We start from the raw sequence: 21,014 nt of genomic DNA on the forward strand, positions 1-21,014 counted from the left end.
TTACAAACCTTAATACAACGTTTCTTCACCTTTCCTTCGATCAGGGGTTACCTACTTAGCGTTGGCTATGCCGTCGGATGCGATTGAGGCCGGTAGGACGGATGGCGAAGGGACCTTGGCAGGGTGAGAGTGACGGGATGGGGTTGGTAGATTGGGCGTTGCGCGGAATGCTGGGCATGGATGGCCGACGCAGGATGCACTCCCGCAGAGAGCATTACGAGCCATGGGTCGTGCTTGCCGTTGAAAGTTTCGAGCGGGAAATGCTGGCCTTCTACAGGCGTTCGCAGTTCACGGTGATCAAAAAGGCTGCATGACGGGTGATCTGATAGTCCAAGTGTGAGCTGTTCTCCAGTCGACGCAGCTTGCCTGACAGGTGCGTAACGTCGATCTTGCCGGATTGGCCGGTTATGCTACGCTAAGGCGGTCCTGCCTTTGCGGAGAACTTTCAAATGGTTACGCTGCGCGAACCGATCTTGCATCCAGTTCCCATCGAAGAATTGAAACCCACACAGATCACCGTCGGCATGCGTGAGGTCAAGGCCAAGCGTAAGGCTTGGCGTCTCAAAGCGGAAGAAGCGGGCGACAAGGCCGGTGAGTTCCTCGGAAATCACATGGTGCCGACCATTCGTGGGCCACGCGGAAAATACTATGTCATCGATCATCACCATCTTTCCCTCGCACTTTATGAGGAAGGGGTGAAGGATGTTCTGGTCACGACGGTCGCCGATCTTTCCCGACTTGACCGGGATTCCTTCTGGTTCGTCATGGACTGTCATGACTGGATGCACCCCTTCGATGAAGAGGGGAAGCGCCGCGGCTATGAGGACATCCCGAAGAATATCAAGGATCTGATCGACGATCCCTATCGCTCCTTGGCTGGCGAGCTGCGCCATGTCGGCGGCTACGCCAAGGACACGACGCCGTTCAGCGAATTTCTCTGGGCGGATTTCTTACGTCGCCGCATCAAGCGCAAGGATCTTGAGAAGGATTTCAATGCCGCGCTGGAAAAGGCGCACGAGTTTGCCAAGGGCAAGGATGCGGATTACCTGCCTGGCTGGTGCGGTCCAGTCCCCGAGTAATCCGCTCTTCTCATGGAGCGGTTTTCGGAGGCCTGCGAACCGCGCGGGAGATCGAAGCCTATGGAAAACACCATGGCTGACATGTTCTGCGCCTATCTTGAAAGCCCGAACTTCGTCGGGTGATCTCCCTGCTTTGCCGGCATCGTGTTGACAGTCATTCGGCAAGTGCCTATTGGAATGGCAGCCGGCCATGCTGGCCGTAAGCGTTTGACGTCAAGCAACGCACTCAACGATCCTCGTCGGTCGGAGTGCGTTTTTTTATGCCTTCGCCGATCGAGGAAAAGCCCGGAGATTATCATGGCTTTTCAATCGACACCCGATCCGGCGCGCGGCCGTCTTCTGCTGCTGAGTGCCATTCTTTTCATTTCCTATCTCTGCATCGGCATGTCATTTCCGATCGTGCCGCTTTATGTGAGCGGGCAGTTGCGGTTCGGCAATGTCTGGGCCGGACTTGGCGTCGGCATCGCCTTTTTCGCGACCATTCTCACGCGCGGCTATGCCGGCAGCCTTTCCGACCATCGCGGTGCCAAGGTGGCGGTGATACGGGGTCTTGCTCTCTATGTGGCCGGCGCCTCAATGGCATTGGTTGCCGGCCTTTTGGCTCACATGCCGCTGCCGTCCTTCCTGCTTCTCCTTGTGAGCCGCCTGCTTTTGGGATTGGGCGAAAGTCTGGTTGCGGTCGGTATTATCGCCTGGGGCATCGGTTTCGTCGGCCCGGCGCGTTCCGGCAGGGTCCTGGCGCTGGTCGGCGCCGCCATCTATGGAGCGCTTGCCGTGGGAGGCCCGATCGGCCTGGCATTGTTCGGCCGGTTCGGCTTTGCCGGGACAATGGCGATCAGCGCCGTCCTGCCTTTCCTTGGCATGATGGCGATCTGGCGGGTTCCCAGCGTAGCACCACATCCCGGTGCGGAACGCCCGTCCTTCTGGACCGTCATCGGCAGGGTCTGGCTGCATGGGGCGGTCGTGTGTTTTCAGGGCATAGGCTTTGCTGCGATCGGTACTTTCTTCACGCTCTACTTCCTCGATCGGGGCTGGGACTATGCCGGGCTGGGCCTGACGGCCTTCGGTGTCGGCTTTGTTCTGGTGCGCGTGCTCTTCGGCCATCTGCCTGATCGTATCGGCGGCACGCCGGTCGCGATCGGATCGCTGGCCGTCGAAGCGCTGGGCCAATTGCTGATCTGGAGCGCTGCCGATCCCATGCTCGCCCTGGCGGGTGCGTTTCTGACCGGTCTCGGATGCTCGCTGATCTATCCTTCCATGGGACGGGAGGTTGTCCGGCGGGTGGAACCGCATCTGCGCGGCGCAGCACTTGGTGCTTTCTCGGCCTTTCAGGACCTCGCCTACGGGCTGACCGGGCCATTTGCCGGCCTTCTGGCCGACCGGGCCGGCTATGGCAGTGTCTTTCTGTCAGGCACGGTCGCTGCGATCGTCGGCTTGTTAATTGCGCTTTCGCTTCGCAGCATGCGCACTGTCGCATTCAACTGATAGATATGGCGGTCCCTGCGGTTTGGCGGGACCGCCTGAAATGCCGGACAGTTTGCGCCGTTCATGTCGCACTCGTCTTCGCAGGTGTTGCGTCGCGGGATGATTGGCCGATGGGGGGCTACAGGGCCGTGAAAACAATACCGTAGTGATAGGGCGGCAGCTCGATCACGGCCCGGGACTTGAAGCCGCCGGTCTCGACAATAGCGGCGACGTCTGACGGCGCCATGCGCATCTCGGTCTTGGGGCCGCGCGGCTGCCCGAGCACCGTGGTCTCCTCCCGCGGTCGCGCCTCCCAGTTGACGATACCAAACGATCCCTTCGGAGTGAGCACCGAATGAACGGCTTGGACGAGGCCGAGCTGATCCGGAACGCCATGAAACGTGTTCGCTATCAGGACATGATCGACATTTTCGGGAAGGTGGCTGGCAATGTCGCGGGCATCGGCACGGATCCATTTCCGCACGGATACGCCTTGTCGTTCGGTTTCCGCCCTCGCCATCTCGATCATGCTTTCATCGAGATCGAGCGCATAGACCTTTCCATCGACGAGTTTCGCCAGCGGCGCGGTAAAATATCCGTCGCCGCAGCAAAGATCGAGGACGGTCATGCCCGGCTTGATGCCGAGCGTTTTAAGGATCGCCAGCGGATTGGGCCAAAGTGCCGCCCACCAATCACGGTCCGGCATCGATGTCGCTGGAAATGCTTCGCCCATGGGGGTCTCCACAGATGGATGATTTCCGGCATCATAGGGTATCATTGACGCCTCGGCTTCAGCATATCACGGCGAATGCGGCGCCATCGCGACATCAGGTTGCCGCCTGCACTGGTAGCGGATTGAGAGCAATCCGGGTACGTCGGCGCGCTTACAGGGCTTGCGGCCCGTGCTTTGGCAGGTTCTTGAGAGCCCAGGATGTAATGGCCTTGTCCGCCAACCTCTCCGTGACCTCGAATTCGCTGATCATCAGGCTGGACAGAAGCGAAGCGCTGCGTGCCTGTGCGGCGAAATTCCTTTCGTAATGCGCCGGCTCCAGCACATATGTGGCGAAGGCGGCAACCTTTCGCCCGCCGAAATCCGTCCGTTCGAGGAAGCTCATGACAGGCGGCGTGATGGTATTCCACCACACCGGGCCACCGACGAGGATCAGGTCGTATTTCGAAAGATTGGGGAGGCCGTCGAACAAAGGGGGAAGCTCGCCCGTTTCCAGCTCGTATTTGGACTGCTCGGCCGCGCGCTGCATGTCGAGAGGATACGGGTCGCGCATCTGGATTTCGAAAAGCTCGGCCCCCATAAGTGCGCGAAGCTTTTCGGCAACCGCCCCGGTGTGGCCGGTATAGGAATAATAGACAACGAGGATCCGTCGCTCGTCCGCGGCGAAGCTCCATCTGGGTGCGGCGGCCGCAGCCACCATTGATGTCAACACGGTGCGGCGGGAAAGGTGCATGGGTTTGCCTTCCGATTTCAATGAGGCTTTTGGATGCGGAAGATGAGGGGACAATCTTGACTGCGGGCAATCATTGATGCCGGGCAGGTGAAGCGCCCATCGATGCAACGGCCCTCTGGGCCGGCAGCATAGGTTTGCCGTAAGCCTGCATTGCCTCGTCGAGGCGCTGTTCGAGAACGAGGGGATCGGTTTCGCCCTCATCAGCAAATTTCATGAGCTCGCGGGCGGCGATGATCGCCGTTCGGTCGGCAAACTCCAGTTCGTGTCGGGCACAGAAGATTTCGAGAACACGGCGAAGCGTTGCGATCTGTGATAATTCCATGGCCAATTCCATATCCTCCTGTCAGCGTCGATATTCTCGACCGGGCAAGTGATTTTCCGGCAAGTGATTTTCGAACAGGAGGTTAGGACGCTGATGTCGTAGCTTTGTGCCGGAGATGTAAAAGCCTGTCGCCGGCGATGGCAGCGCCAGCCATCGGCTCTGGAGCAGACCGGTGCGGCAATGATTGTTGGATGGCTGCCGCAAACGGCCTATTTTGCAGAGGGTGCGGCAGGATTTGACCATGGTCGAAGCCGGGTGATTTCGCCACCGCATTCCGTCGAAACAGAGCATATCGGCGTTATGAGAGCTGCGACAGCTTGTTACAAATTTGCCGGTCCGCGGCACATCCATGTGACAACAACCTTATAGTTTGTCAGCTGCAGGGGGCTGCTTTGCGCGGAATATCGATTGGATTTCGAGGACAGTTTCGATGAAATCCGTATCCTCTCGATACGGCTTGCACTGGCTTTAGCCAGATTTCCAAGTGGGAGCGCCGTTCGACACGCAACCCTCCGGTCGATGTGAAACTTTGATACACTTTTTTCGATGCGGCTCGGAGCGGCCTTCTGTAAAGTGGCGTAAGATCGTGGAAACTGTCATGCAAAAAGCTGCGCACATCGCCGTCGTCGATGATCATTCGGACATAAGGGACCTTGTCGGCCAATATCTCGAGCAGCAGGGTTACAAGGTCAGCGTCGCCGATAGCGGGCTCGCCCTGAGACGGATCCTTGAGCGTGGCGCCGTGGATCTGATCGTTCTCGATGTCATGATGCCCGGCGAGGACGGTCTTTCCGTCTGTCGCCATCTGAGGGCAACAACGGATACTCCCATCATCTTCCTGACAGCCATGAGCGAGGATACCGACCGCATCATCGGCCTCGAACTGGGGGCTGATGATTATCTCGTCAAGCCGTTCAATCCGCGTGAATTGCTGGCGCGCATCCGGGCTGTGCTACGCCGGGTCAACGGCGTGCCGCAGCAGCAGCGGGAAACGCTGAAGAAGGCCAGGGTCGTTCGCGTCGGCCAATGGCGCATCAACATGGGACGGCAGGAGCTTTCCGGCGATGATGGCGTCGGCATCCCTCTCAGCACCGCCGAATTCCGGCTTCTGAAAGTCTTTCTCGAACGTCCGGGTATCGTGCTCAGCCGTGAGCAGCTTCTCGACCTGACGGTTGGCCGGACGGCCGACATCTTCGACAGAAGCATCGACAATCAGGTGAGCCGTTTGCGCAAGAAGATAGAGCCGGACCCAAAGAACCCCTCGGTCATCAAGACGCATTGGGGCGGCGGCTACAGCCTCTCGGCGGCTGTGGGGTTCGAATGATCTACTGGTGGAGGAGGAGCCTTGCCGCCCAGTTCATCGGCTTTACCCTGCTTGCCCTTGTCGTCTCGCAGTGCCTGACATTTTCGATTTCCTGGGACGAACGCACCAAGGCGCTGCACGCGGCCATGAAGAGCGAATTCTTCAGCCGCTGCGCCTCCGTTACGCGGTTGATGGAATCCATGCCCAAGCCGTTGCGCGAACAGGCGCTGCTGGCAAGCGAGACCAGCTATTCCCGTTTCTGGCTTTCGCCGACGGAGCCGGCCGATGCCGGTGCATGGCGCTCCCGCGCGGCAAACGAACTTGCCCGACCGATCGAGAATTTCATCGATCTCGGCGCGAAGTACGGCATGCGCTCGAACTCCGATGTCGATCATCTGATGTCGAAGGGGGTAATGACGGCGAACGCCGCCGAGGGCTGGGCAACCCCGCCGACCGTTCTATGGAGCCTGCCGCAGACTGCAAAATTCGTTTATTTCGGTGATCGCAATGGATACGGCCTGGTCGTCAGGCTCAGTGACGGCATGTGGCTGAATACGGCTTTTTACAAGAATGTCGGCGACCGGTGGTGGGATATGAAATCGCTCACCTCTCTTGCGACCACGGCGCTCATACTGTCGCTCATCGGAGTGTTCATCGCCAGCCGTATCGCGCGCCCGCTAAGACGGCTCGCCGTTTCGGCGGAAGCGTTGGGGCGCGGCGAAAATCTCCCGCCGCTGCCCGAAGAGGGGCCTGACGACATCAGGCGCACGGCCGAGGCGTTCAACAGGATGCAGGAGCGTCTCCATCGCTTCGTCGACGATCGAACCCGGATGCTGGCCGCGATCGGCCATGATCTCAGGACACCGCTGACCTCGCTCCGGCTGCGGGCGGAATTCGTCAAGGATGCCGATATCCAGCAGAAGATGCTGTCGACCATCGATGAGCTTCAGAGCATGACGGAAGCTGCTATTTCCTTTGCGCGCGGCGAATCCACGGCCGAGGAAACGCGGGCCATCGAATTGGAGGCGCTGGTCGGCAGCATTTGCGACGATCTTGCCGATCTTGGCCTGCCGGTGGAATATATCGAAGGACCGAAGACGACCTATCGCTGCCGGCCCGATGGCTTGCGCCGCGCTGTTCGCAATCTTGCGGAAAATGCGGCGCGCTACGGTGGCCATGCCAAGGTTCAAATCCGCCATTCGGCCAGCACCATCGATATCGTCGTCGAAGACAATGGCCCGGGCATACCCGAGGACATGAAGGAAAAAGTCTTCGCACCCTTCTTCCGTCTGGAAGCCTCGAGAAACAGGGGCACGGGCGGCGTCGGACTAGGCCTGTCGATTGCCCGCGCCGTCGCGCGGCAACATGGCGGCGATATCCTGCTCCAGCCCAACAATCCCGGTCTGAAGGCGATCATTTCCTTGCCACAGGAAGGGCAGGTCAGGACGCCCTCGTCGCGGGTGAGCAGGAGAAGAAAGCGGGCGCAGGCTCTCAAGCTTGCCGGGCAGGAACACTAAGATCCCCCATCCCCGCCCGCAGAAAGATCACGCCGCGTAAAGCCATTCAAAGCGGTTCGGCAATTACGCCGAACCGCGCAATGTCCGAAATCCCGTATGCCGCGCCTCTGCCCTTCATCGTTGCCGTCAGGGATCGGGCGTAGCGGGAAACTACCGCATCTGCAATATGATCGGGCTGCTGCTGGCCGGATCCGTGTGTTCGCGCAAGGCCTTCACATCGTTTGCAGCAACCGCGCCGCCGTGATTTCCCCAGGACGAGCGCACGAATGTCAGAACATCGGCGATCTGCTGGTCCGAAAGCTGCTGACGGAACGGCGGCATGCGATAGGCATCCGGGATTCCGTTTGCCACGACGCGGCTGGAGCCGTTCAGTGTCACATTGATCTGGGACGCGTTTTCCTTCGCGAGCGAAGCGGCAGAGCCTGCGAGCGGCGGAATCCATTGCTGTTTTCCGCGTCCGTCGACGCCGTGACAGAAGCTGCATTTTGCGACGAATGTCTGGGCGCCCGGAATCTGCTCACGGGCGGGAAGGGCGACATTCTGAGCCGTGGCGTCGTCATATTGCCAGGGCGTGCCGTCACGCGCGGGATCGCCCGGCAGCGACTTCAGATAGTGGCTGATGGCCTTCAGATCGTCATCGTTCATGAACTGCGTCGAATTGTTGAACGCATCCGCCATGGAACCGAAGACGACGGCGTGGGTGTTCCTGCCGTTCTTGAGGAAGGCATAGATATCGTCCTCGCTCCACCGGCCAAGACCGGTGTTGGGATCGCCGCGCAGGCTCGGCGCATACCAGCCGTCGAGAAGAGCGCCGGAAAGATAGAGCGGGCTGCTTTCGTCGAGCGCCTTTTCCGCCATGGTGATGGCGCGCGGCGTATGGCAGCTGCCGCAGTGGCCCGGCCCTTGAACGAGATAAGCGCCCCGGTTCCACTGATCATCGCCGGCCGTTTTTGGCTGATAGGTCCCACTTTCGGTAAAGACCGCGTTCCAGAGTGCCAAAGGCCAGCGCATGTTCATCGGCCACTTGATGTCGGAGGGTTTGTCCGCCTGCTTCACAGGCTCGACCCTATTCATGAAATAGGTATAGAGCGCACGAATGTCGTCGTCGCTCATTTTCACATAGGAAGGATAGGGCATGGCCGGGTAGAGGCGATGCCCGTCGCGGGCAATGCCCTGGCGGACGGCACGGTCGAAATCGGCAAGCGTGTAGTTGCCGATGCCAGTTTCCTTGTCCGGGGTGATGTTGGTGGTGAAGATGGAGCCGAGTGGCGTCCCCATCTCCAGCCCGCCGGCGAAGGGAGCGCTCTTCGGCGTGCTGTGACAGGCAACGCAGTCGCCGAGGCGCGCGACATATTCGCCATGCTGCAGCAGTTCCTCCGAGGGTGGCTGTGTCACGGCGATATTGTCGAAGGGAGATGCCGGCGTGCGGGTCACGAACCACGCGACGCCGCCGGCCACAAGCACGATAATCAAGAGAAGAACTAGAAGAAGTCTCTTCAAGGGTGTGCCCTCATGTCTTTGCTTCGGGATTTCGTACTCGGCTGTGGGGGGAGCCAACCACGCCGGCTCTCGGGCCGGAATGGGCCGAGAGCCGGAATTGCGCCTGGCGCAGAGGAAGCTGCGCTTCAGCTTTCAAAGGTGTAGTTGGAGAGAGGCATGCTGCGTATCCGCTTGCCTGTTAGCGTCGAGACTGCATTGGCGACTGCCGGCGGGATGGCTGGAAGCCCCGGCTCGCCGATCCCGCCCATCTCGGCGCCGCTTTCGACGATACGGACATGGACACGCGCCATGCGGTCCGGCGGCAGGATCGGATAGAGGTCGTAGTTGCGGGCGACGGGCTCGCCGTTCTTATAGACGGCTTCCTCCATCAGAACCTGCGACATTCCGAGCGCCGTTGCCGAATTCACCTGTGCTTCGATGATCGCAGGATTGACGATGCTGCCGGGGTCGATCGCTTCCCAGACATCATGCACGACGACTTGGCCGTTGTGAATGGAGACCTCGGCGATCGCCGCCGTATGACTGCCGAACGGAGAAGCCATGGCGATCCCCCGCGCACGGCGTGAGCCGTCGTCTCCGGTGAAGGGACCTCGTTTCCAGCCGCCGGATAGATCTCCGACCGCTTTCAGGAGATTGCTCAGCCGTTCGTTCTTCTGCAGCAGCTTGAGGCGCAGCTCATAAGGGTCCTGCCCACCCTTGTCCGCCAGCTCGTCCAGGAAGGTCTCGTAGAAGAAGTCGTTCATGGAATTGCCGACCGAGCGCCAATAGGCCAGTGTCGGTGGGTTTTTGACGTAGATCTGCGCGATGCGGTAGTTCGGGATTGCGTAGGATTTGCCGCTCAGACCCTCCAGGGCCGTTGGGTCCAGTGAATCCTCCTTATGACCGTAAACGCCCTCTGTTGGCCCCTCGCAAGCGCTTATGGCCTCAAGAGCGACCGGCACGCCGCTGGCGTCGAGTGCGCCGCGGAAGCGCACGGCTGCCATCGGGCGCATCGGATCACGCAGAAATTCCTCCTCGCGGCTCCAGATGAGCTTGACCGGCCGCCCGACCTCCTTTGCGAGCTGGATGGCCTGCGGATAGGGGTTGGCGGACGGATACAGGAAGTGCCGCCCGAAGAAGCCGCCCAGGATGGGGCTGTGGAGGGTCACCTTCGATGGATCGAGCCCCGTCAGCTTGGCAATGTCGGCCTGGAATTGCTCTGGCGCCTGGTTGGGCATCCAGATTTCAAGACTGCCGTCCGGGTTGAAGCGGGCCAAAGTCGACGGCGGTTCCAGCTGCGCATGATGCAGATACTGGCTCCGGTAGGTGGCGGAAACGACGGTTTTGGCGCCGTCGAACGCTTTGGCGATATCGCCGACACTCTCCGCTTCCTTGCCATTGCCCGGCTCATTGGCGAGCCTGTCGTTGAAGGCTGCGGTCGAAAAGTCGGCGGGCATGTAGCGGACGGCGGAATTGGCATCGACGCCGGGCTCACGCCAATCGACCTGGGCGGCCTCTGCTGCCCGCTTGGCATTCCACCAGCGTTCGGCAACGACGGCGACGGCGCCGGGCAGACTATGGACGGAATGAACGCCCGGCATTGCCTTGAGCTGGTCTTCGTTGCGAATCTTGCCGATTGTCAGGCCAAGGCGTGGCGCGTGCTGGACGGCGGCATGCAGCATGCCTTCGACCTTGCAGTCGATAGCGTAGACCGCCTTGCCCGTCGATTTGTCGTGGATATCGAGGCGTTCGACCGGTTTGCCGATCCAGCGGAATTTACTCGGATCTCTGAGTGTCACGCTCTCGGGGGCGGGAACGGGCAGATCCAGCGCCTCGGCAGCGACGTCGCCATAGGCGAGGCTCCGTCCCGACGCGGCATGGATCACGCGGCCCGGCTCGGTCGTGAGCTCAGCGATGGGTGCGTTGAGGCGCTTTGCAGCAGCCTGCAGGATCATGTTGCGTGCCAGAGCGCCGAGCCGGCGCATGGTCTCATAGCTGGTGCGCACCGACATACTGCCGCCGGTGATGCGCATCTTGCCGTGCACGACAAGATAGTCGCTGCCCGTCGGCGCATTTTCGACGATGAAGGTCTTCGGATCGGCATCAAGTTCTTCGCCAACGATCTGGGCCATCGCCGTAAAGACGCCTTGCCCGCCCTCGACGAAGGGGCTCATGAAGCGGATGGTGCTATCCGGGCGGATTTCGAGGAATGCGGGAACGCGGGTGCCTGGAGGCATCGGGCCTGCCGCCTGCTGGGCACGCGCGCGGCCGACCGGAACGCCGAAACCAAGCACGAATGCGCCTGCCGCGGCACCGGCGGACGTCAGAAGAAAATGCCGGCGCGAGATATTGACCGGAGAGCCGGTGGGGAATTCATCTTCCGGAACGAGGTTGCGGCTGGTCTCGGTCATAGCGTTTCTCCTTCCTTGGAGGAGAGATCTTTGACCGCAGCCTTGATCGCATTGTAGGTTCCGCATCGACAGAGATTGATCATTGCCGCGGCGATCTCGTCATCGGAAGGATTGGGCGTTTGTTTGAGGAGCGCGGTCGCCGCCACGACCTGCCCCGATTGACAGTAGCCGCATTGCGGAACCTGGTGCTTGATCCAGGCGGCGACGACACGCTTGCCGATCGGGTCCGCTTCGATCGCTTCGATCGTCGTGATCTGGCGGCCCGCGACGCTGTCGAGCGGCGTCACGCATGAGCGCACCACTTCCCCATCGACGAGGACCGAGCAGGCACCGCATTGTGCCAGTCCGCAACCGTATTTCGTGCCGGTCATGCCCAGCTCGTCGCGGATGATCCAGAGGAGCGGCGTGTCTCCGTCTGAATTGACCTGATAGGACTGGCTGTTGATCTGAAGATTCATGAGGCGCCTCCTGAGGCTTTTTATGGCGAGCCTTCGATGCCAGGCGCTGTGCGATGATCTGAATGCTCGACAATCGGATGACGCATAGCTCAGGCTCACAACCCGGACTATAACACTGAACCCGCTGCATCAAAAAGATTAGTGTGTGAATCGCGATAGAAGTTAGAAGCCAGATTCATAAATCGGCTTTCGAGGCTCTTTCATTCACAAAAGAGAAAAGCGCCGCATCGATAGGGATGACCGATGCGGCGCTCGCATCAAGCTGTAACGTGCTGATTCTAATGCGTAATCGCGCAGCTATGGTCCTGTACGTCCTCGCCGCCCATGCCGGGCGTCGCGACATCCGTCAGGACGATAAAGCCGGGACCGTCGGCGAAATTGGCGCCGGCCACCACAAGATTGTGATCGCCCATTTCCTTTGCCGGATCCTTCAATGTCTTGGCCAGCGCCAGGAATGGATTGAAGTCGCCCAATGTCTCGCCCTTGACCCGCATCGCTGCGAACTTGTGGCCGGCGATGGTATCGGGGAGCGGTGCCCAGTCCGTGCCGATCTTGTCCGCATCGGCCTTTAGGGCTGTTCGCGCATCTGCGCTGAGGCAGTCTACATGGATGTGCAGCTGGTTTTGCGAACGCGCCTGCTGCGCGTTGACCGCGAGGCTCAAACCGTCGCGCGGGAGAGCGTGCGGCAAGCGGGCATCGACATCGCCTTGCTCAGTCCAGGCGTCGGCAAAGAAGTTATGTGTTGCAGGATCGATAAGTGCTGCGCTTTCGATGCCGGTGATCTTGTCGGTGGGAATGAGAAGAAATTGCGCAACACCCCGCAGATCCTTCAGCATCGCATAGTGCTCGGCCGTGTTGACCGAAATGCAGGGCGCGGTTTGTACGACACACTTGTCATGCACGATCTTCCAAAGCACGTCGGAGTCGGCAAAGGCTGGAGCAAAAAGGAGGGGGAGGAAGGATGCGGCGAGAGCCGTGACGCGACGCGAGTATGTCATGGCAGGAAATTTCCCTGGTTCAAACGGTTTGGCACTTTCCGAAATTCCGGAGGCTTATCACAGGCCTATTAGGCTCATGTGACGGCTTGACGGCGGTCCTTGCCAAATCGGGGCCGATTCACGTGGTAGAGATTGCGCGATATCAGCCTCGCTTCATCTTCGGTTAAGGTCGCTTTCAGTTTGGTTGCCTAAATGGCAGGAGCCGGGGAAAACCATGCCTCGCCCTTGGGAGGAAAAAGGCTGCTCGCAGCGACCTTTTAAATATCCGTAGCGAGGTCTTTGCAACGCTCAATCGCCGCACGCCAGCGGCAAAGCAAAGAGATCAGGAGCTTGAAATGGGTATCGGAAAGCTGATTGAAGAAGTTGCAGGCGCCGTGGCTGCCGACGAGGCCGTTGAGGCTGTAGACCCGAATGCCGGTTTCATAACGAAGGCCGCCGCCGCCGTCGCCGGTTTCGAAGGCGTCAACAAGCTGACGGACGTGCTGAAGGACAAGGAACAGGAGCCGGCTGCCGACAATAGCGGCGATCAGAACGGCTGACTGTAAAGCGGCAGCCGCGTCTGCCGAGCAGATTTTCATTGTGAAGCTGGAAGCCGGGCATGTCCCGGCTTTCTGATTCTCCGGGCATGCTGCCATCCCTCAATAACTAGCGATGGCACCACTTGCCGTGGATCCTGACGTAGGTCTCATCGAACCGAACCACAATGGGGTCGGCGAAGTTGGCGCAACGGCTTCTCGATCATCGGGCATGGGCGCGGACCCAGCGGCTGATCGTGCCGTTGTCCACTTCGAAGCCACGCTCTCGGAACATTTCCTCAACGTCTCGATAGCTCGTCATATCGTCAGTCTAAGATCCGAAATTGCGCCAGGCCCATCAATCTTATATCCGTCTTCAGCCATTGGCCTCGACGGAAATAAAGGGGCGAAAGAATCCGGTCGGCTGCAGGATCGAACTGGCGATATTGGCAACGATCTGGCCGGGTGCCTCGCTCTTTGCCAGAGCCTCCTTCCAGGCCGGATCAGCCACGAATTCCGCCCATTTCCGCTCGCGCTCCTCCAGCGATTGCCATTCGAGGAAATAGATGAGGTCGTAGCTGGAAGGCCCGATCATCGTCGTCCAGAAACCGAGGGGGCGGATGCCGAGCCGGTCCCAGATCGCCAGCGTCGCCGTTTCGAAACGCTCCTTAAGTGCTGGCAGCTTGCCGGGCAGGCAAGTATAGATGCGCATTTCATGGATCATGGAAAATCCTCCTTGAGTGAATTGAGAACAGGCCGAGCCTGTCCCAGAGAGCTCGATTTTAAAATAGTTGAGCGATAACAGCAGGTTGTGATTCCTCTTTTGGCGCTGAACCAAAATGGATTTCCGATGACTTGAGCGACTATTGCTCAATTTGAGCATAACAGGAATACGCTTCGCTTTTCAAGTGATTTCACGGGCCGTGAATGGACGTTAGTCGATCCTCTCATCCCACTGGCACGCAGTGGCGGGCGACCGAGGGGACATAGCAGAGGCTCTTTCGGTCCTACCTCTTGCCCATCCTTCACTCGGTTCTAGTTGGATTTGCCCGTTTGTCGGGGCTTGACGAAAACAAGCCAGGCATTAATTTAAACGGAGGCGCCTCCGTTTATTTGTGGCGTCCTTAACTTCCTAATTCAGATGAGAGCCCACCGTGACGCCAGAATTCCATCGGCCTCGTCTTCCTGAAAGAAACCTATAGCAACGGTAGACCGACGGATAGATTCTATTAGATTCCGTAGGTCTCATCTTCGTGACGATGGCAGGAGCTTATCATGACACGAACCATCCATATCGCGCTCGACATCAACGGGCAGCGCCACGAACTCGATATCGAGCCGCGTGTGACGCTGCTTGATGCGCTGCGCGAGCATCTCTCGCTCACCGGCACCAAGAAGGGCTGCGATCAGGGCCAGTGCGGTGCCTGCACCTGCCATGTCGACGGCAAGCGTGTGCTCTCCTGTCTGACGCTGGCCGCGCAGGCCGAAGGCCGCAAGATCACGACGATCGAGGGCATTTCCAGCGAATCCGGCGATCTGCATCCGGTGCAGGCCGCGTTCATCGAGCACGATGCCTTCCAGTGCGGCTATTGCACGCCGGGCCAGATCATGTCGGCCGTCGCCTGCATCCGCGAAGGACATGCCGGTTCGGATACGGAAATCCGTGAATATATGTCCGGCAATCTCTGTCGGTGCGGGGCCTATAACAGCATCGTTGCGGCGGTGCGCCAGGCAGCGGAGGTGGCGTGATGCGAAACTTCTCCTATCTGCGCGCCACATCGACAGCCGAAGCCGGTCAGGCGGCGCAACAGGCCGGCGCAATGATCCTGGCCGGCGGAACGACGCTGCTCGATCTCGCAAAATGTGGCGTGGGCGAGCCCGATACTGTCATCGATATCACCCATCTCTCCGGCATGAGCGGCATCGCCGTTAACGCTGATGGCGCAACCATCGGCGCGCTTGCCAGGATGAGCGAGGTCGCCGACCACAAGGATATCCGCTCGGCGTTTCCGGCCGTTTCCGAATCTCTGTCTCTGGCCGCCTCCGCTCAGCTTCGCAACATGGCGACGATCGGCGGCAATCTCCTGCAGCGGACTCGCTGTTCCTATTTCCGCGATCCCGGCACCTTTCTCGCCTGCAACAAGCGAAGCCCCGGTTCCGGCTGTTCGGCAATCGGCGGCGTGACGCGCAATCACGCGGTGCTCGGGACAAGCGAGGCCTGCATCGCCTCCTATCCCGGCGATCTGGCGGTTGCCCTTGTCGCATTTGACGCTGTAGTGGAGACGGATAGCCGCAAGGTTGCCATCGACGATTTCTTCCTCGTTCCCGGCGACACGCCGAACAAGGAAACCGTCCTCAACCACGGCGAGATCATTACCGCCGTCACTATTCCTGCCTCCGCCGCTGCCCGGAACTCCACCTATATCAAGATCCGCGATCGGCAGTCCTACGAATTCGCCGCTGCGAGCGCTGCCGTAGGTCTGGAGTTTGAAGCCGATGGCAGGACGGTCCGCGATATTCGCGTGGCAATCGGCGGGGTCGCCACGAAGCCTTGGCGGGCGCGTGATGTCGAGCAGGCGCTGATCGGCAAGACACTCACTCCGGAGGCCGTCGAAGCGGCCAGCCGGCTTGCCATGAGGGGTGCCGTCTCTCACGGCGGCAACCACTACAAGATCGAACTTGCGCCGCGTGTCATCGCCCGCGCCATTCTGAAGATGGGAGGTCTTGCATGACCATGATGGAACCCCGCAAACATGGCGATGCTTCCGACGGTACGGTCGGCGGTCGTCAGTCGCGCTTCGAAGGCAACATGAAGGTGACGGGGACTGCGACCTATGCGCTGGAATACCCGGTTGAAAATCTCGCCTATGCCGTTCTCGTCCAGAGCACGGTCCCGGCTGGTCGCGTCGTCAAGGTCGATGCTTCTGCCGCGCTCGCAATGCCGGGTGTGCTGCTCGTGCTGACGCCGGAGGACGATCTCGGCCTTAAACTTTCGGCTGACTGGGGCGGCAACAAGCCGGCCGACGGTCCTTATTATCCGCTGCCGCGCGAAGTGCGCTTCAATGGGCAGTCGATTGCGGCCGTCGTCGCCGAAAGCCGCGAACTGGCGACGGAAGCCGCGAGGCTGGTGCGCGTCACCTATGAAGAGAGCAGCCACGTCGCCGACCTCAACGACCCGAATGCCGGTGAAGGCAAGCTCATGGAGCCGCTCTCTTCGAGCTGGGGTGATGCGGAGGCAGCCCTTGCCGCCTCGCCGGTGCGGATCGAGGCGGAATATTCGACGCCGCGTGAATATCACGTCGCGATGGAGCCGCACGGGCTGACAGCGAAATGGGATGGCGACCAGCTGACCATCTGGGAGCCGAGCCAGTGGTCGCATGGCATGGCGCGCATGTATTCCGAATGGTTCGACATGCCCTATGAGAATGTCCGGATCATCTCCCCCTTCATCGGCGGCGGTTTCGGATCGAAGGGCGTGCCGCTTGCCTATGGGGCGGTCGCCGTTGCGGCTGCAAGAAAGCTCGGCCGACCGGTGAAACTCGCGGTCACCCGCCCGCAGAATTTCACGAGTTATGGCGGGCGTGCTGCGACCAGGCAGAAGATCGCGCTCGGCGCGACCGAGGATGGTATCTTGCAGGCGATCGTTCATCGCGGCGCTAGCGAAACCTCCGTCGATGCGGACTGGCCGGAGCAGACCGGGGCGGCAACGTCGATCCTCTACAAGGTCGAGAATTTCTCCTCGCAGCATCGCGTCGTGCCGGTCAACAGCGTGACACCCGGCGCCTTGCGTGGACCGGGCAAGAACCCGAGCGCCTACGGCATCGAATGCGCTATCGAGGAACTGGCCTACAAGCTCGGCATGGACCCGCTCGAACTCAGGTTGAAGAACTATGCCGATCATGACTACCAGTCCGGAAAGCCTTGGTCGACGCGCCGGCTGCGCGAGGCGTTGACCGAAGGTGCCGAAGCTTTCGGCTGGTCGCGGCGCAGCCACGCGCCGCGCTCGATGCGCGACGGCAAGACGCTGATCGGCTGGGGCATCGGCTGCGGCACCTTCCCCGTCATCCGCGCACCGAGCGAGGCGATGATCCGCATTCTCGGCAACGGCCGGGTCGAGGTCATCAGCGGCGCCATCGACATGGGGCAGGGGACCTATACGATCCTCGCCCAAAGTGCCGCGGAAGTCTTCGGCATTCCGGTGGATCAGGTCGAGGTTTACCTCGGCGATTCGCGCCTGCCGGGCGCGGCGATCGCCGGCGGATCGATGCTGGCCGGCTCGATCATGGGAGCCGTCCATAAGGCTGCGGTCGCTGCCCGCGACGAACTCATCGGCCTCGCGCTCAGCGATGCCAATTCGCCCTTCCGCGAGACGGGCGCAAACACGCTGAATTTCGCCGAGGGGCGCATCGCAGCACCGCGCGGCGAGACGCCATCGCTGACGCTGGCGGAACTGATGTCTGCGTTGAAACGCGAGGAGATCGAAGTCCGGCGCAACACCCTGCCTGACGGTGCGACCGCGCAGGAACTGCAGCAGGCCTGGACCACCATGGCTAGGGTTCAAGGGCCGACCATGGGCGATTATTCCATGCACAGCTGGTGCGCCCATTTCGCCGAAGTACGGGTCGACGAGGATTTTGGCACGGTGCGCGTCTCCCGCATGGTCTCTGCCTTCGATTGCGGCCGCCTCTACAATCCGAGACTGGTCGAAAGCCAGTGGCGGGGCGGCATCATCATGGGCATCGGCCAGGCGCTTCTCGAAGAGGGGTTGGTCGATCAGCGCAACGGGCGAACCGTCAACAACAATGTGGGCGATTACCTCGTGCCGACGAATTCTGACATTCCGGACATCCAGGTGATCTCTGTCGGCGTCCCGGACCATCAGGCCTCGGCACTCGGCGGCAAGGGTGTCGGCGAAGTCGGCATCGTCGGCGTGGCGCCGGCGATCGCCAATGCCGTGTTCCATGCCACCGGCAAGCGCGTTCGCGATCTGCCGATCACATTGGAAAAGCTGCTCTAGCGGCAGGAAGGTTCGAGCCGCATGCTTCATGCAATGCGGCTCGAATGCCTCCGCGCTGTCTCAACTCTGGCCCGTGAGTGGCTGACGTCGTGTTTCCCCTCGCGCCAACGCGTTGCCATTTCGGCAATGAGAGAGCCGAAAAACGGCGCTTCTTCAGAACGCTTCCTTTTGTCATAGTTCATCGAAAGCGCCCCCGAGAGCGCTGCGAGGCGAGCGTCATGGCTTACGTAATCACCGAGCCCTGCATTGATACGAAGGATGGCGCCTGCACCGTCGCCTGTCCGGTCGATTGCATCTACGAGGGCGGGCGGATGTTCTATATTCACCCGGACGAGTGCATCAATTGCGGCCTCTGCCTTTCCGTCTGCCCCGTCGATGCCATTTTGTGGGATGAGGAGATGCCGACGGAGCGGTTTTTCCTGCGCGACGTCAACCGCGATTTCTTTGCTGATGGCGTGACCGGCTGGGGCGCACCCGGCGGCTGGGACAAGAGCCGGACGACCAGTCTTGACCATCCATTCGTGGCGGCTTACGGCACTGTGCCTGAAAATCGATTGTGATGGGAAGAATAACCTGATCGGGCATCTCTGCGGCTGTTCCCACAGCGGTCGCCGCTTTTCACGATATCAGGAGATCCCGGGCCAGCTGGCATAATAAGCGCGCGTCGCCTCTGATAATGCGTTGGCGAGCGGTCGTTGCTTTTCGAGTCTCGGCAGATCGGCCTTTGCCTGTACCAGGAGTTCGGATAGAGCGGCGTCGAAGTCGATGCCGGTCAAGTCACCCTCGCGCATCACCTCCCGGCCAGCGACGACGAGCCCTCTCGCATATCGGGCGCTCATGCGGGTCAACAGGACCTCTGCCTCGTCCATGTCATCGAACAGCGAGTCGGCGGTCAGGCCCTGATAATCGACGATGGTGTAGTCCTCCGCGTTCCTCGCGTTGATGATCTGCCTTCCAACCCGGATTGCTGCATCGAAGACATCCTTGGCCGTCAACTGCCGCGTCAGGCTTCGTCCGCCGTGCAGGAGATAGAGGAGGCGCATCTCCCGCCAGAGATCCTGATCGTCGTCCAGCCCGGTGCCGTCGAGGCCAATAGCGAAGGCGGGGCCACCGTGTTCGATCGTGGATGCGATCGGCGCGATGCCTGAGCGAAGGCGCAGATTGGCGGTGGGATTGCTGACGATCTGCACGCCGCGCTCGGCAAGCAATTCCAACTCATCAGGACGCAATTGAACGCCATGAGCGACCGCGAGCCGAGGCGATAGGAAGCCTATTCTGTCGAGATAATTGACGACGCCCTCGGGAAAACGCCGGTCGAGCCAAAGGCGTTGGCGCGGGCTTTCGAGCAGGTGCATGTGAATGCGCCGATCATGATGCGCCGAAGCCTCGGCAATGGCCTCCAATAGCGCATTGGAGCACCATTGCGGCCCGATCGGCCCATACTGCACGTCGATCAGCGGGCTGGTGTTGGCGGCGGCGACCGCCTCGACGGCGGTTAACTGTGTCGAGATCGGCGCGTAGGTTGGAATGGTCGGCTCCAACGCCTGCCAGTCACTTGCCGGAAGAAAGGGTTTGAGCCGTTGCGGCCCGCCATCATAGGCCCAGGCATCGTGGTCGAGCAGCGGGCAGGAGAGCCCAAGCCGAATACCGATATCGCTGGCGGCCCGCATGACAGCGCTTGCCTCGTCGACGAGACGATCGACATTGAGCGAGTTGTGGCAATGCATGGTGGCGCCGACGCCGGTTCGGGCAAGCCGGCCGAAGGCGACGAGTGCCTCGAGATAGGGATCCGTGCGCGGCCGCAGCCTCAGGCCCGGTATCCACACTTCCAGAGCGTCGTCGACCGCGCCGAAATCGAGGGTGCGGATGCCATAGCCATGGTCATGGGCATTGACGGGCGCGGGGAGAATGAGATCGCCGGGCTCAGGACGAAGGGATTGGAAGACAGACGGCAGCTCCGCCGCTTCTTTAATCCTTTGGGCAGGCGCATGACCCGGATTGAGCAGCAATCGCATAGCCATGATCTCCTCCCTTTATCGCGAGACCAGCGTGTTGATCTTCTCGGCAAATTTCGACAGTTCCTCGCCCATCGATTGGGCGACAACTTCGGTCGCATGGGTTAGCTGGCGACGTCGCGAGACGACGATGCCGACTTCGAGGTCCTGGAGCTTCGATCCCGCGATTGAAAGCGCGACGGCATCGCCGGCCTCCAGCTCGCGCAGCAGCCCGAGCGGCGTGAAGAAGGCGACACCTTCGCCTGATAGTATCATCGGTTTCAGCATCATCTGATTGTTCGTCGCGACAAGCGTGCGGCCGACGCGGTTGAGCGCGCCAAGTTCGACTGCGATCATCGAACTCATGACCTCGTTGTCGAGCTGCAGCAGCATATTGAACTGGGCGCATTCCTGCAGCGTTACCGATCTTTGCCGCGCCAGCGGATGGCTCTTGGCGACGATCGCCATCAGCGGCATGCGCACGCCGTGGATCAGCTTCATGTCGTGCGGCCGGGCAAGATCGAAGGTGACGCCGATATCGACATCGCCCTCGGCGAGAAAGCGGAAAATGTTGTTGTAATTATCGGTGCGGATGCGGAAATCCACCGCCGGATGCTTCTTGTGAAAGCCGGAGACGAATTCTGGCAGGAACTGGATCGCAAGGCTGTCCAGGGCGGCGATGTGGACGCGGCCGGTATTCTTGCCGTGGAGATCGCCGAGATTGGATTTCATGATCTCATATTCGTGCAGCGTGTCCTTGGCGTGGCGCAGCACGATCTCGCCAGCCGACGTCAGCCGCAGCCCATCGGAAAAGCGCTCGAACAGCGGCGTTCCAAGCTCGTCTTCCAGCTTCTTGATCTGTCGGCTGACGGCGGAGGTCGCCACATGCAGCTCGTCGGATGCCTTGCGGATCGATCCGGAGCGTGCAACCTCGGCGAAATACTTCAGAATGCTGGCATGCATGAAAAGCCCTCGGCAATCTCGAAGCTATAGC

20 protein-coding genes and 1 pseudogene are annotated in these 21,014 nt (G+C 60.5%); 10 read left to right on the forward strand and 11 right to left on the reverse strand.

Translation table 11 applies throughout. The features are described 5' to 3' along the window. Positions 1-101: 101 nt before the first annotated feature. The 3 genes from ABOK31_RS22470 (at position 102) to ABOK31_RS22480 (ending at position 2,564) form a co-directional block, all read left to right on the forward strand. Complete coding sequence (locus ABOK31_RS22470; RefSeq protein WP_174181726.1) at positions 102-314, forward strand: hypothetical protein; 213 nt, start codon at positions 102-104, stop codon at positions 312-314. Positions 315-449: 135 nt separating this feature from the next. Then, a complete protein-coding gene (locus ABOK31_RS22475) occupies positions 450-1,079 on the forward strand; it encodes a ParB-like protein (protein WP_174181727.1) in 630 nt (209 codons plus the stop codon). Positions 1,080-1,376: 297 nt separating this feature from the next. Next, positions 1,377-2,564, forward strand: a complete 1,188-nt coding sequence (locus tag ABOK31_RS22480; protein WP_349960932.1) for an arabinose transporter — start codon at positions 1,377-1,379, stop codon at positions 2,562-2,564. Positions 2,565-2,682: 118 nt separating this feature from the next. Here ABOK31_RS22480 and ABOK31_RS22485 read toward each other — a convergent pair whose 3' ends face one another. The 3 genes from ABOK31_RS22485 to ABOK31_RS22495 form a co-directional block, all read right to left on the reverse strand. Next, entirely contained in the window at positions 2,683-3,276 is a 594-nt protein-coding gene (locus ABOK31_RS22485; protein WP_174181731.1) for a class I SAM-dependent methyltransferase, read from the reverse strand. Between the two features lie 151 nt (positions 3,277-3,427). After that, positions 3,428-4,006 (reverse strand): flavodoxin, encoded by a 579-nt coding sequence (locus tag ABOK31_RS22490; RefSeq protein WP_174181733.1) that lies wholly within the window; start codon positions 4,004-4,006, stop codon positions 3,428-3,430. A gap of 70 nt (positions 4,007-4,076) precedes the next feature. Further along, on the reverse strand, positions 4,077-4,328 hold the full coding sequence (locus ABOK31_RS22495; protein WP_349960934.1) for a hypothetical protein: 252 nt from the start codon (positions 4,326-4,328) through the stop codon (positions 4,077-4,079). Positions 4,329-4,926: 598 nt separating this feature from the next. On the opposite strand from ABOK31_RS22495, the gene ABOK31_RS22500 reads away from it, so the two are divergent. Beyond that, positions 4,927-5,652, forward strand: coding sequence for a response regulator (locus tag ABOK31_RS22500; protein ID WP_349960936.1), 726 nt, complete (start codon positions 4,927-4,929; stop codon positions 5,650-5,652). After that, the gene (locus ABOK31_RS22505; RefSeq protein WP_349960938.1) at positions 5,649-7,148 is read left to right on the forward strand and encodes a HAMP domain-containing sensor histidine kinase; all 1,500 of its coding nucleotides are present in this window, start codon (positions 5,649-5,651) and stop codon (positions 7,146-7,148) included. The genes ABOK31_RS22500 and ABOK31_RS22505 overlap by 4 nt, the downstream gene beginning before the upstream one ends. Before the next feature lie 150 nt (positions 7,149-7,298). Here ABOK31_RS22505 and ABOK31_RS22510 read toward each other — a convergent pair whose 3' ends face one another. From ABOK31_RS22510 to ABOK31_RS22525, 4 genes are all read right to left on the reverse strand, one after another. After that, on the reverse strand, positions 7,299-8,648 hold the full coding sequence (locus ABOK31_RS22510; RefSeq protein ID WP_349960940.1) for a cytochrome c: 1,350 nt from the start codon (positions 8,646-8,648) through the stop codon (positions 7,299-7,301). A gap of 125 nt (positions 8,649-8,773) precedes the next feature. Continuing rightward, on the reverse strand, positions 8,774-11,038 hold the full coding sequence (locus tag ABOK31_RS22515; protein WP_349960941.1) for a xanthine dehydrogenase family protein molybdopterin-binding subunit: 2,265 nt from the start codon (positions 11,036-11,038) through the stop codon (positions 8,774-8,776). Next, positions 11,035-11,496 (reverse strand): (2Fe-2S)-binding protein, encoded by a 462-nt coding sequence (locus tag ABOK31_RS22520; protein ID WP_174181740.1) that lies wholly within the window; start codon positions 11,494-11,496, stop codon positions 11,035-11,037. Before ABOK31_RS22520 ends, ABOK31_RS22515 begins: the two co-directional genes overlap by 4 nt. 278 nt (positions 11,497-11,774) lie before the next feature. Continuing rightward, positions 11,775-12,494, reverse strand: a complete 720-nt coding sequence (locus tag ABOK31_RS22525; RefSeq protein ID WP_174181741.1) for a CDP-diacylglycerol diphosphatase — start codon at positions 12,492-12,494, stop codon at positions 11,775-11,777. Positions 12,495-12,829: 335 nt separating this feature from the next. Here ABOK31_RS22525 and ABOK31_RS22530 point away from each other — a divergent pair, with 335 nt between their 5' ends. Beyond that, positions 12,830-13,033 (forward strand): hypothetical protein, encoded by a 204-nt coding sequence (locus ABOK31_RS22530; RefSeq protein ID WP_174181742.1) that lies wholly within the window; start codon positions 12,830-12,832, stop codon positions 13,031-13,033. Between the two features lie 109 nt (positions 13,034-13,142). Here ABOK31_RS22530 and ABOK31_RS22535 read toward each other — a convergent pair. Next, positions 13,143-13,325: pseudogene (locus ABOK31_RS22535) on the reverse strand (IS6 family transposase); the annotation flags it as partial. Positions 13,326-13,385: 60 nt separating this feature from the next. Beyond that, on the reverse strand, positions 13,386-13,733 hold the full coding sequence (locus ABOK31_RS22540; RefSeq protein WP_174181743.1) for an NIPSNAP family protein: 348 nt from the start codon (positions 13,731-13,733) through the stop codon (positions 13,386-13,388). Positions 13,734-14,284: 551 nt separating this feature from the next. Between ABOK31_RS22540 and ABOK31_RS22545 the strand changes: the two genes are divergently transcribed. The 4 genes from ABOK31_RS22545 (at position 14,285) to fdxA (ending at position 18,586) form a co-directional block, all read left to right on the forward strand. Next, positions 14,285-14,758 carry a (2Fe-2S)-binding protein gene (locus ABOK31_RS22545; RefSeq protein WP_174181745.1) on the forward strand — a complete coding sequence of 158 codons (474 nt, stop codon included), beginning with the start codon at positions 14,285-14,287 and terminating at the stop codon, positions 14,756-14,758. Further along, a complete protein-coding gene (locus ABOK31_RS22550; protein WP_174181746.1) occupies positions 14,758-15,741 on the forward strand; it encodes a xanthine dehydrogenase family protein subunit M in 984 nt (327 codons plus the stop codon). The genes ABOK31_RS22545 and ABOK31_RS22550 overlap by 1 nt, the downstream gene beginning before the upstream one ends. After that, on the forward strand, positions 15,738-18,026 hold the full coding sequence (locus tag ABOK31_RS22555) for a xanthine dehydrogenase family protein molybdopterin-binding subunit (protein ID WP_349960944.1): 2,289 nt from the start codon (positions 15,738-15,740) through the stop codon (positions 18,024-18,026). The genes ABOK31_RS22550 and ABOK31_RS22555 overlap by 4 nt, the downstream gene beginning before the upstream one ends. Before the next feature lie 218 nt (positions 18,027-18,244). Then, a complete protein-coding gene (gene fdxA / locus ABOK31_RS22560) occupies positions 18,245-18,586 on the forward strand; it encodes a ferredoxin (protein WP_349960945.1) in 342 nt (113 codons plus the stop codon). 66 nt (positions 18,587-18,652) lie between these two features. Here fdxA and ABOK31_RS22565 read toward each other — a convergent pair whose 3' ends face one another. Both ABOK31_RS22565 and ABOK31_RS22570 read right to left on the reverse strand, forming a co-directional pair. Continuing rightward, positions 18,653-20,047, reverse strand: a complete 1,395-nt coding sequence (locus tag ABOK31_RS22565) for an amidohydrolase family protein (RefSeq protein ID WP_349960947.1) — start codon at positions 20,045-20,047, stop codon at positions 18,653-18,655. Between the two features lie 12 nt (positions 20,048-20,059). Then, positions 20,060-20,983, reverse strand: a complete 924-nt coding sequence (locus ABOK31_RS22570) for a LysR family transcriptional regulator (protein WP_174181750.1) — start codon at positions 20,981-20,983, stop codon at positions 20,060-20,062. Positions 20,984-21,014 lie beyond the last annotated feature (31 nt).

The organism is Rhizobium sp. ZPR4, assembly GCF_040215725.1.
GTDB lineage: Bacteria > Pseudomonadota > Alphaproteobacteria > Rhizobiales > Rhizobiaceae > Rhizobium > Rhizobium rhizogenes_D.

What these genes read in the sequence shown, in the direction of transcription:
- ABOK31_RS22470 (WP_174181726.1), top strand. Translation starts at nt 102, where the DNA reads ATGGCGAAGGGACCTTGGCAGGGTGAGAGTGACGGGATGGGGTTGGTA.
- ABOK31_RS22475 (WP_174181727.1), top strand. Translation starts at nt 450, where the DNA reads ATGGTTACGCTGCGCGAACCGATCTTGCATCCAGTTCCCATCGAAGAA.
- ABOK31_RS22480 (WP_349960932.1), top strand. Translation starts at nt 1,377, where the DNA reads ATGGCTTTTCAATCGACACCCGATCCGGCGCGCGGCCGTCTTCTGCTG.
- ABOK31_RS22485 (WP_174181731.1), bottom strand. Translation starts at nt 3,276, where the DNA reads ATGGGCGAAGCATTTCCAGCGACATCGATGCCGGACCGTGATTGGTGG.
- ABOK31_RS22490 (WP_174181733.1), bottom strand. Translation starts at nt 4,006, where the DNA reads ATGCACCTTTCCCGCCGCACCGTGTTGACATCAATGGTGGCTGCGGCC.
- ABOK31_RS22495 (WP_349960934.1), bottom strand. Translation starts at nt 4,328, where the DNA reads ATGGAATTATCACAGATCGCAACGCTTCGCCGTGTTCTCGAAATCTTC.
- ABOK31_RS22500 (WP_349960936.1), top strand. Translation starts at nt 4,927, where the DNA reads ATGCAAAAAGCTGCGCACATCGCCGTCGTCGATGATCATTCGGACATA.
- ABOK31_RS22505 (WP_349960938.1), top strand. Translation starts at nt 5,649, where the DNA reads ATGATCTACTGGTGGAGGAGGAGCCTTGCCGCCCAGTTCATCGGCTTT.
- ABOK31_RS22515 (WP_349960941.1), bottom strand. Translation starts at nt 11,038, where the DNA reads ATGACCGAGACCAGCCGCAACCTCGTTCCGGAAGATGAATTCCCCACC.
- ABOK31_RS22520 (WP_174181740.1), bottom strand. Translation starts at nt 11,496, where the DNA reads ATGAATCTTCAGATCAACAGCCAGTCCTATCAGGTCAATTCAGACGGA.
- ABOK31_RS22525 (WP_174181741.1), bottom strand. Translation starts at nt 12,494, where the DNA reads ATGACATACTCGCGTCGCGTCACGGCTCTCGCCGCATCCTTCCTCCCC.
- ABOK31_RS22530 (WP_174181742.1), top strand. Translation starts at nt 12,830, where the DNA reads ATGGGTATCGGAAAGCTGATTGAAGAAGTTGCAGGCGCCGTGGCTGCC.
- ABOK31_RS22540 (WP_174181743.1), bottom strand. Translation starts at nt 13,733, where the DNA reads ATGATCCATGAAATGCGCATCTATACTTGCCTGCCCGGCAAGCTGCCA.
- ABOK31_RS22545 (WP_174181745.1), top strand. Translation starts at nt 14,285, where the DNA reads ATGACACGAACCATCCATATCGCGCTCGACATCAACGGGCAGCGCCAC.
- ABOK31_RS22550 (WP_174181746.1), top strand. Translation starts at nt 14,758, where the DNA reads ATGCGAAACTTCTCCTATCTGCGCGCCACATCGACAGCCGAAGCCGGT.
- ABOK31_RS22555 (WP_349960944.1), top strand. Translation starts at nt 15,738, where the DNA reads ATGACCATGATGGAACCCCGCAAACATGGCGATGCTTCCGACGGTACG.
- fdxA (WP_349960945.1), top strand. Translation starts at nt 18,245, where the DNA reads ATGGCTTACGTAATCACCGAGCCCTGCATTGATACGAAGGATGGCGCC.
- ABOK31_RS22565 (WP_349960947.1), bottom strand. Translation starts at nt 20,047, where the DNA reads ATGGCTATGCGATTGCTGCTCAATCCGGGTCATGCGCCTGCCCAAAGG.
- ABOK31_RS22570 (WP_174181750.1), bottom strand. Translation starts at nt 20,983, where the DNA reads ATGCATGCCAGCATTCTGAAGTATTTCGCCGAGGTTGCACGCTCCGGA.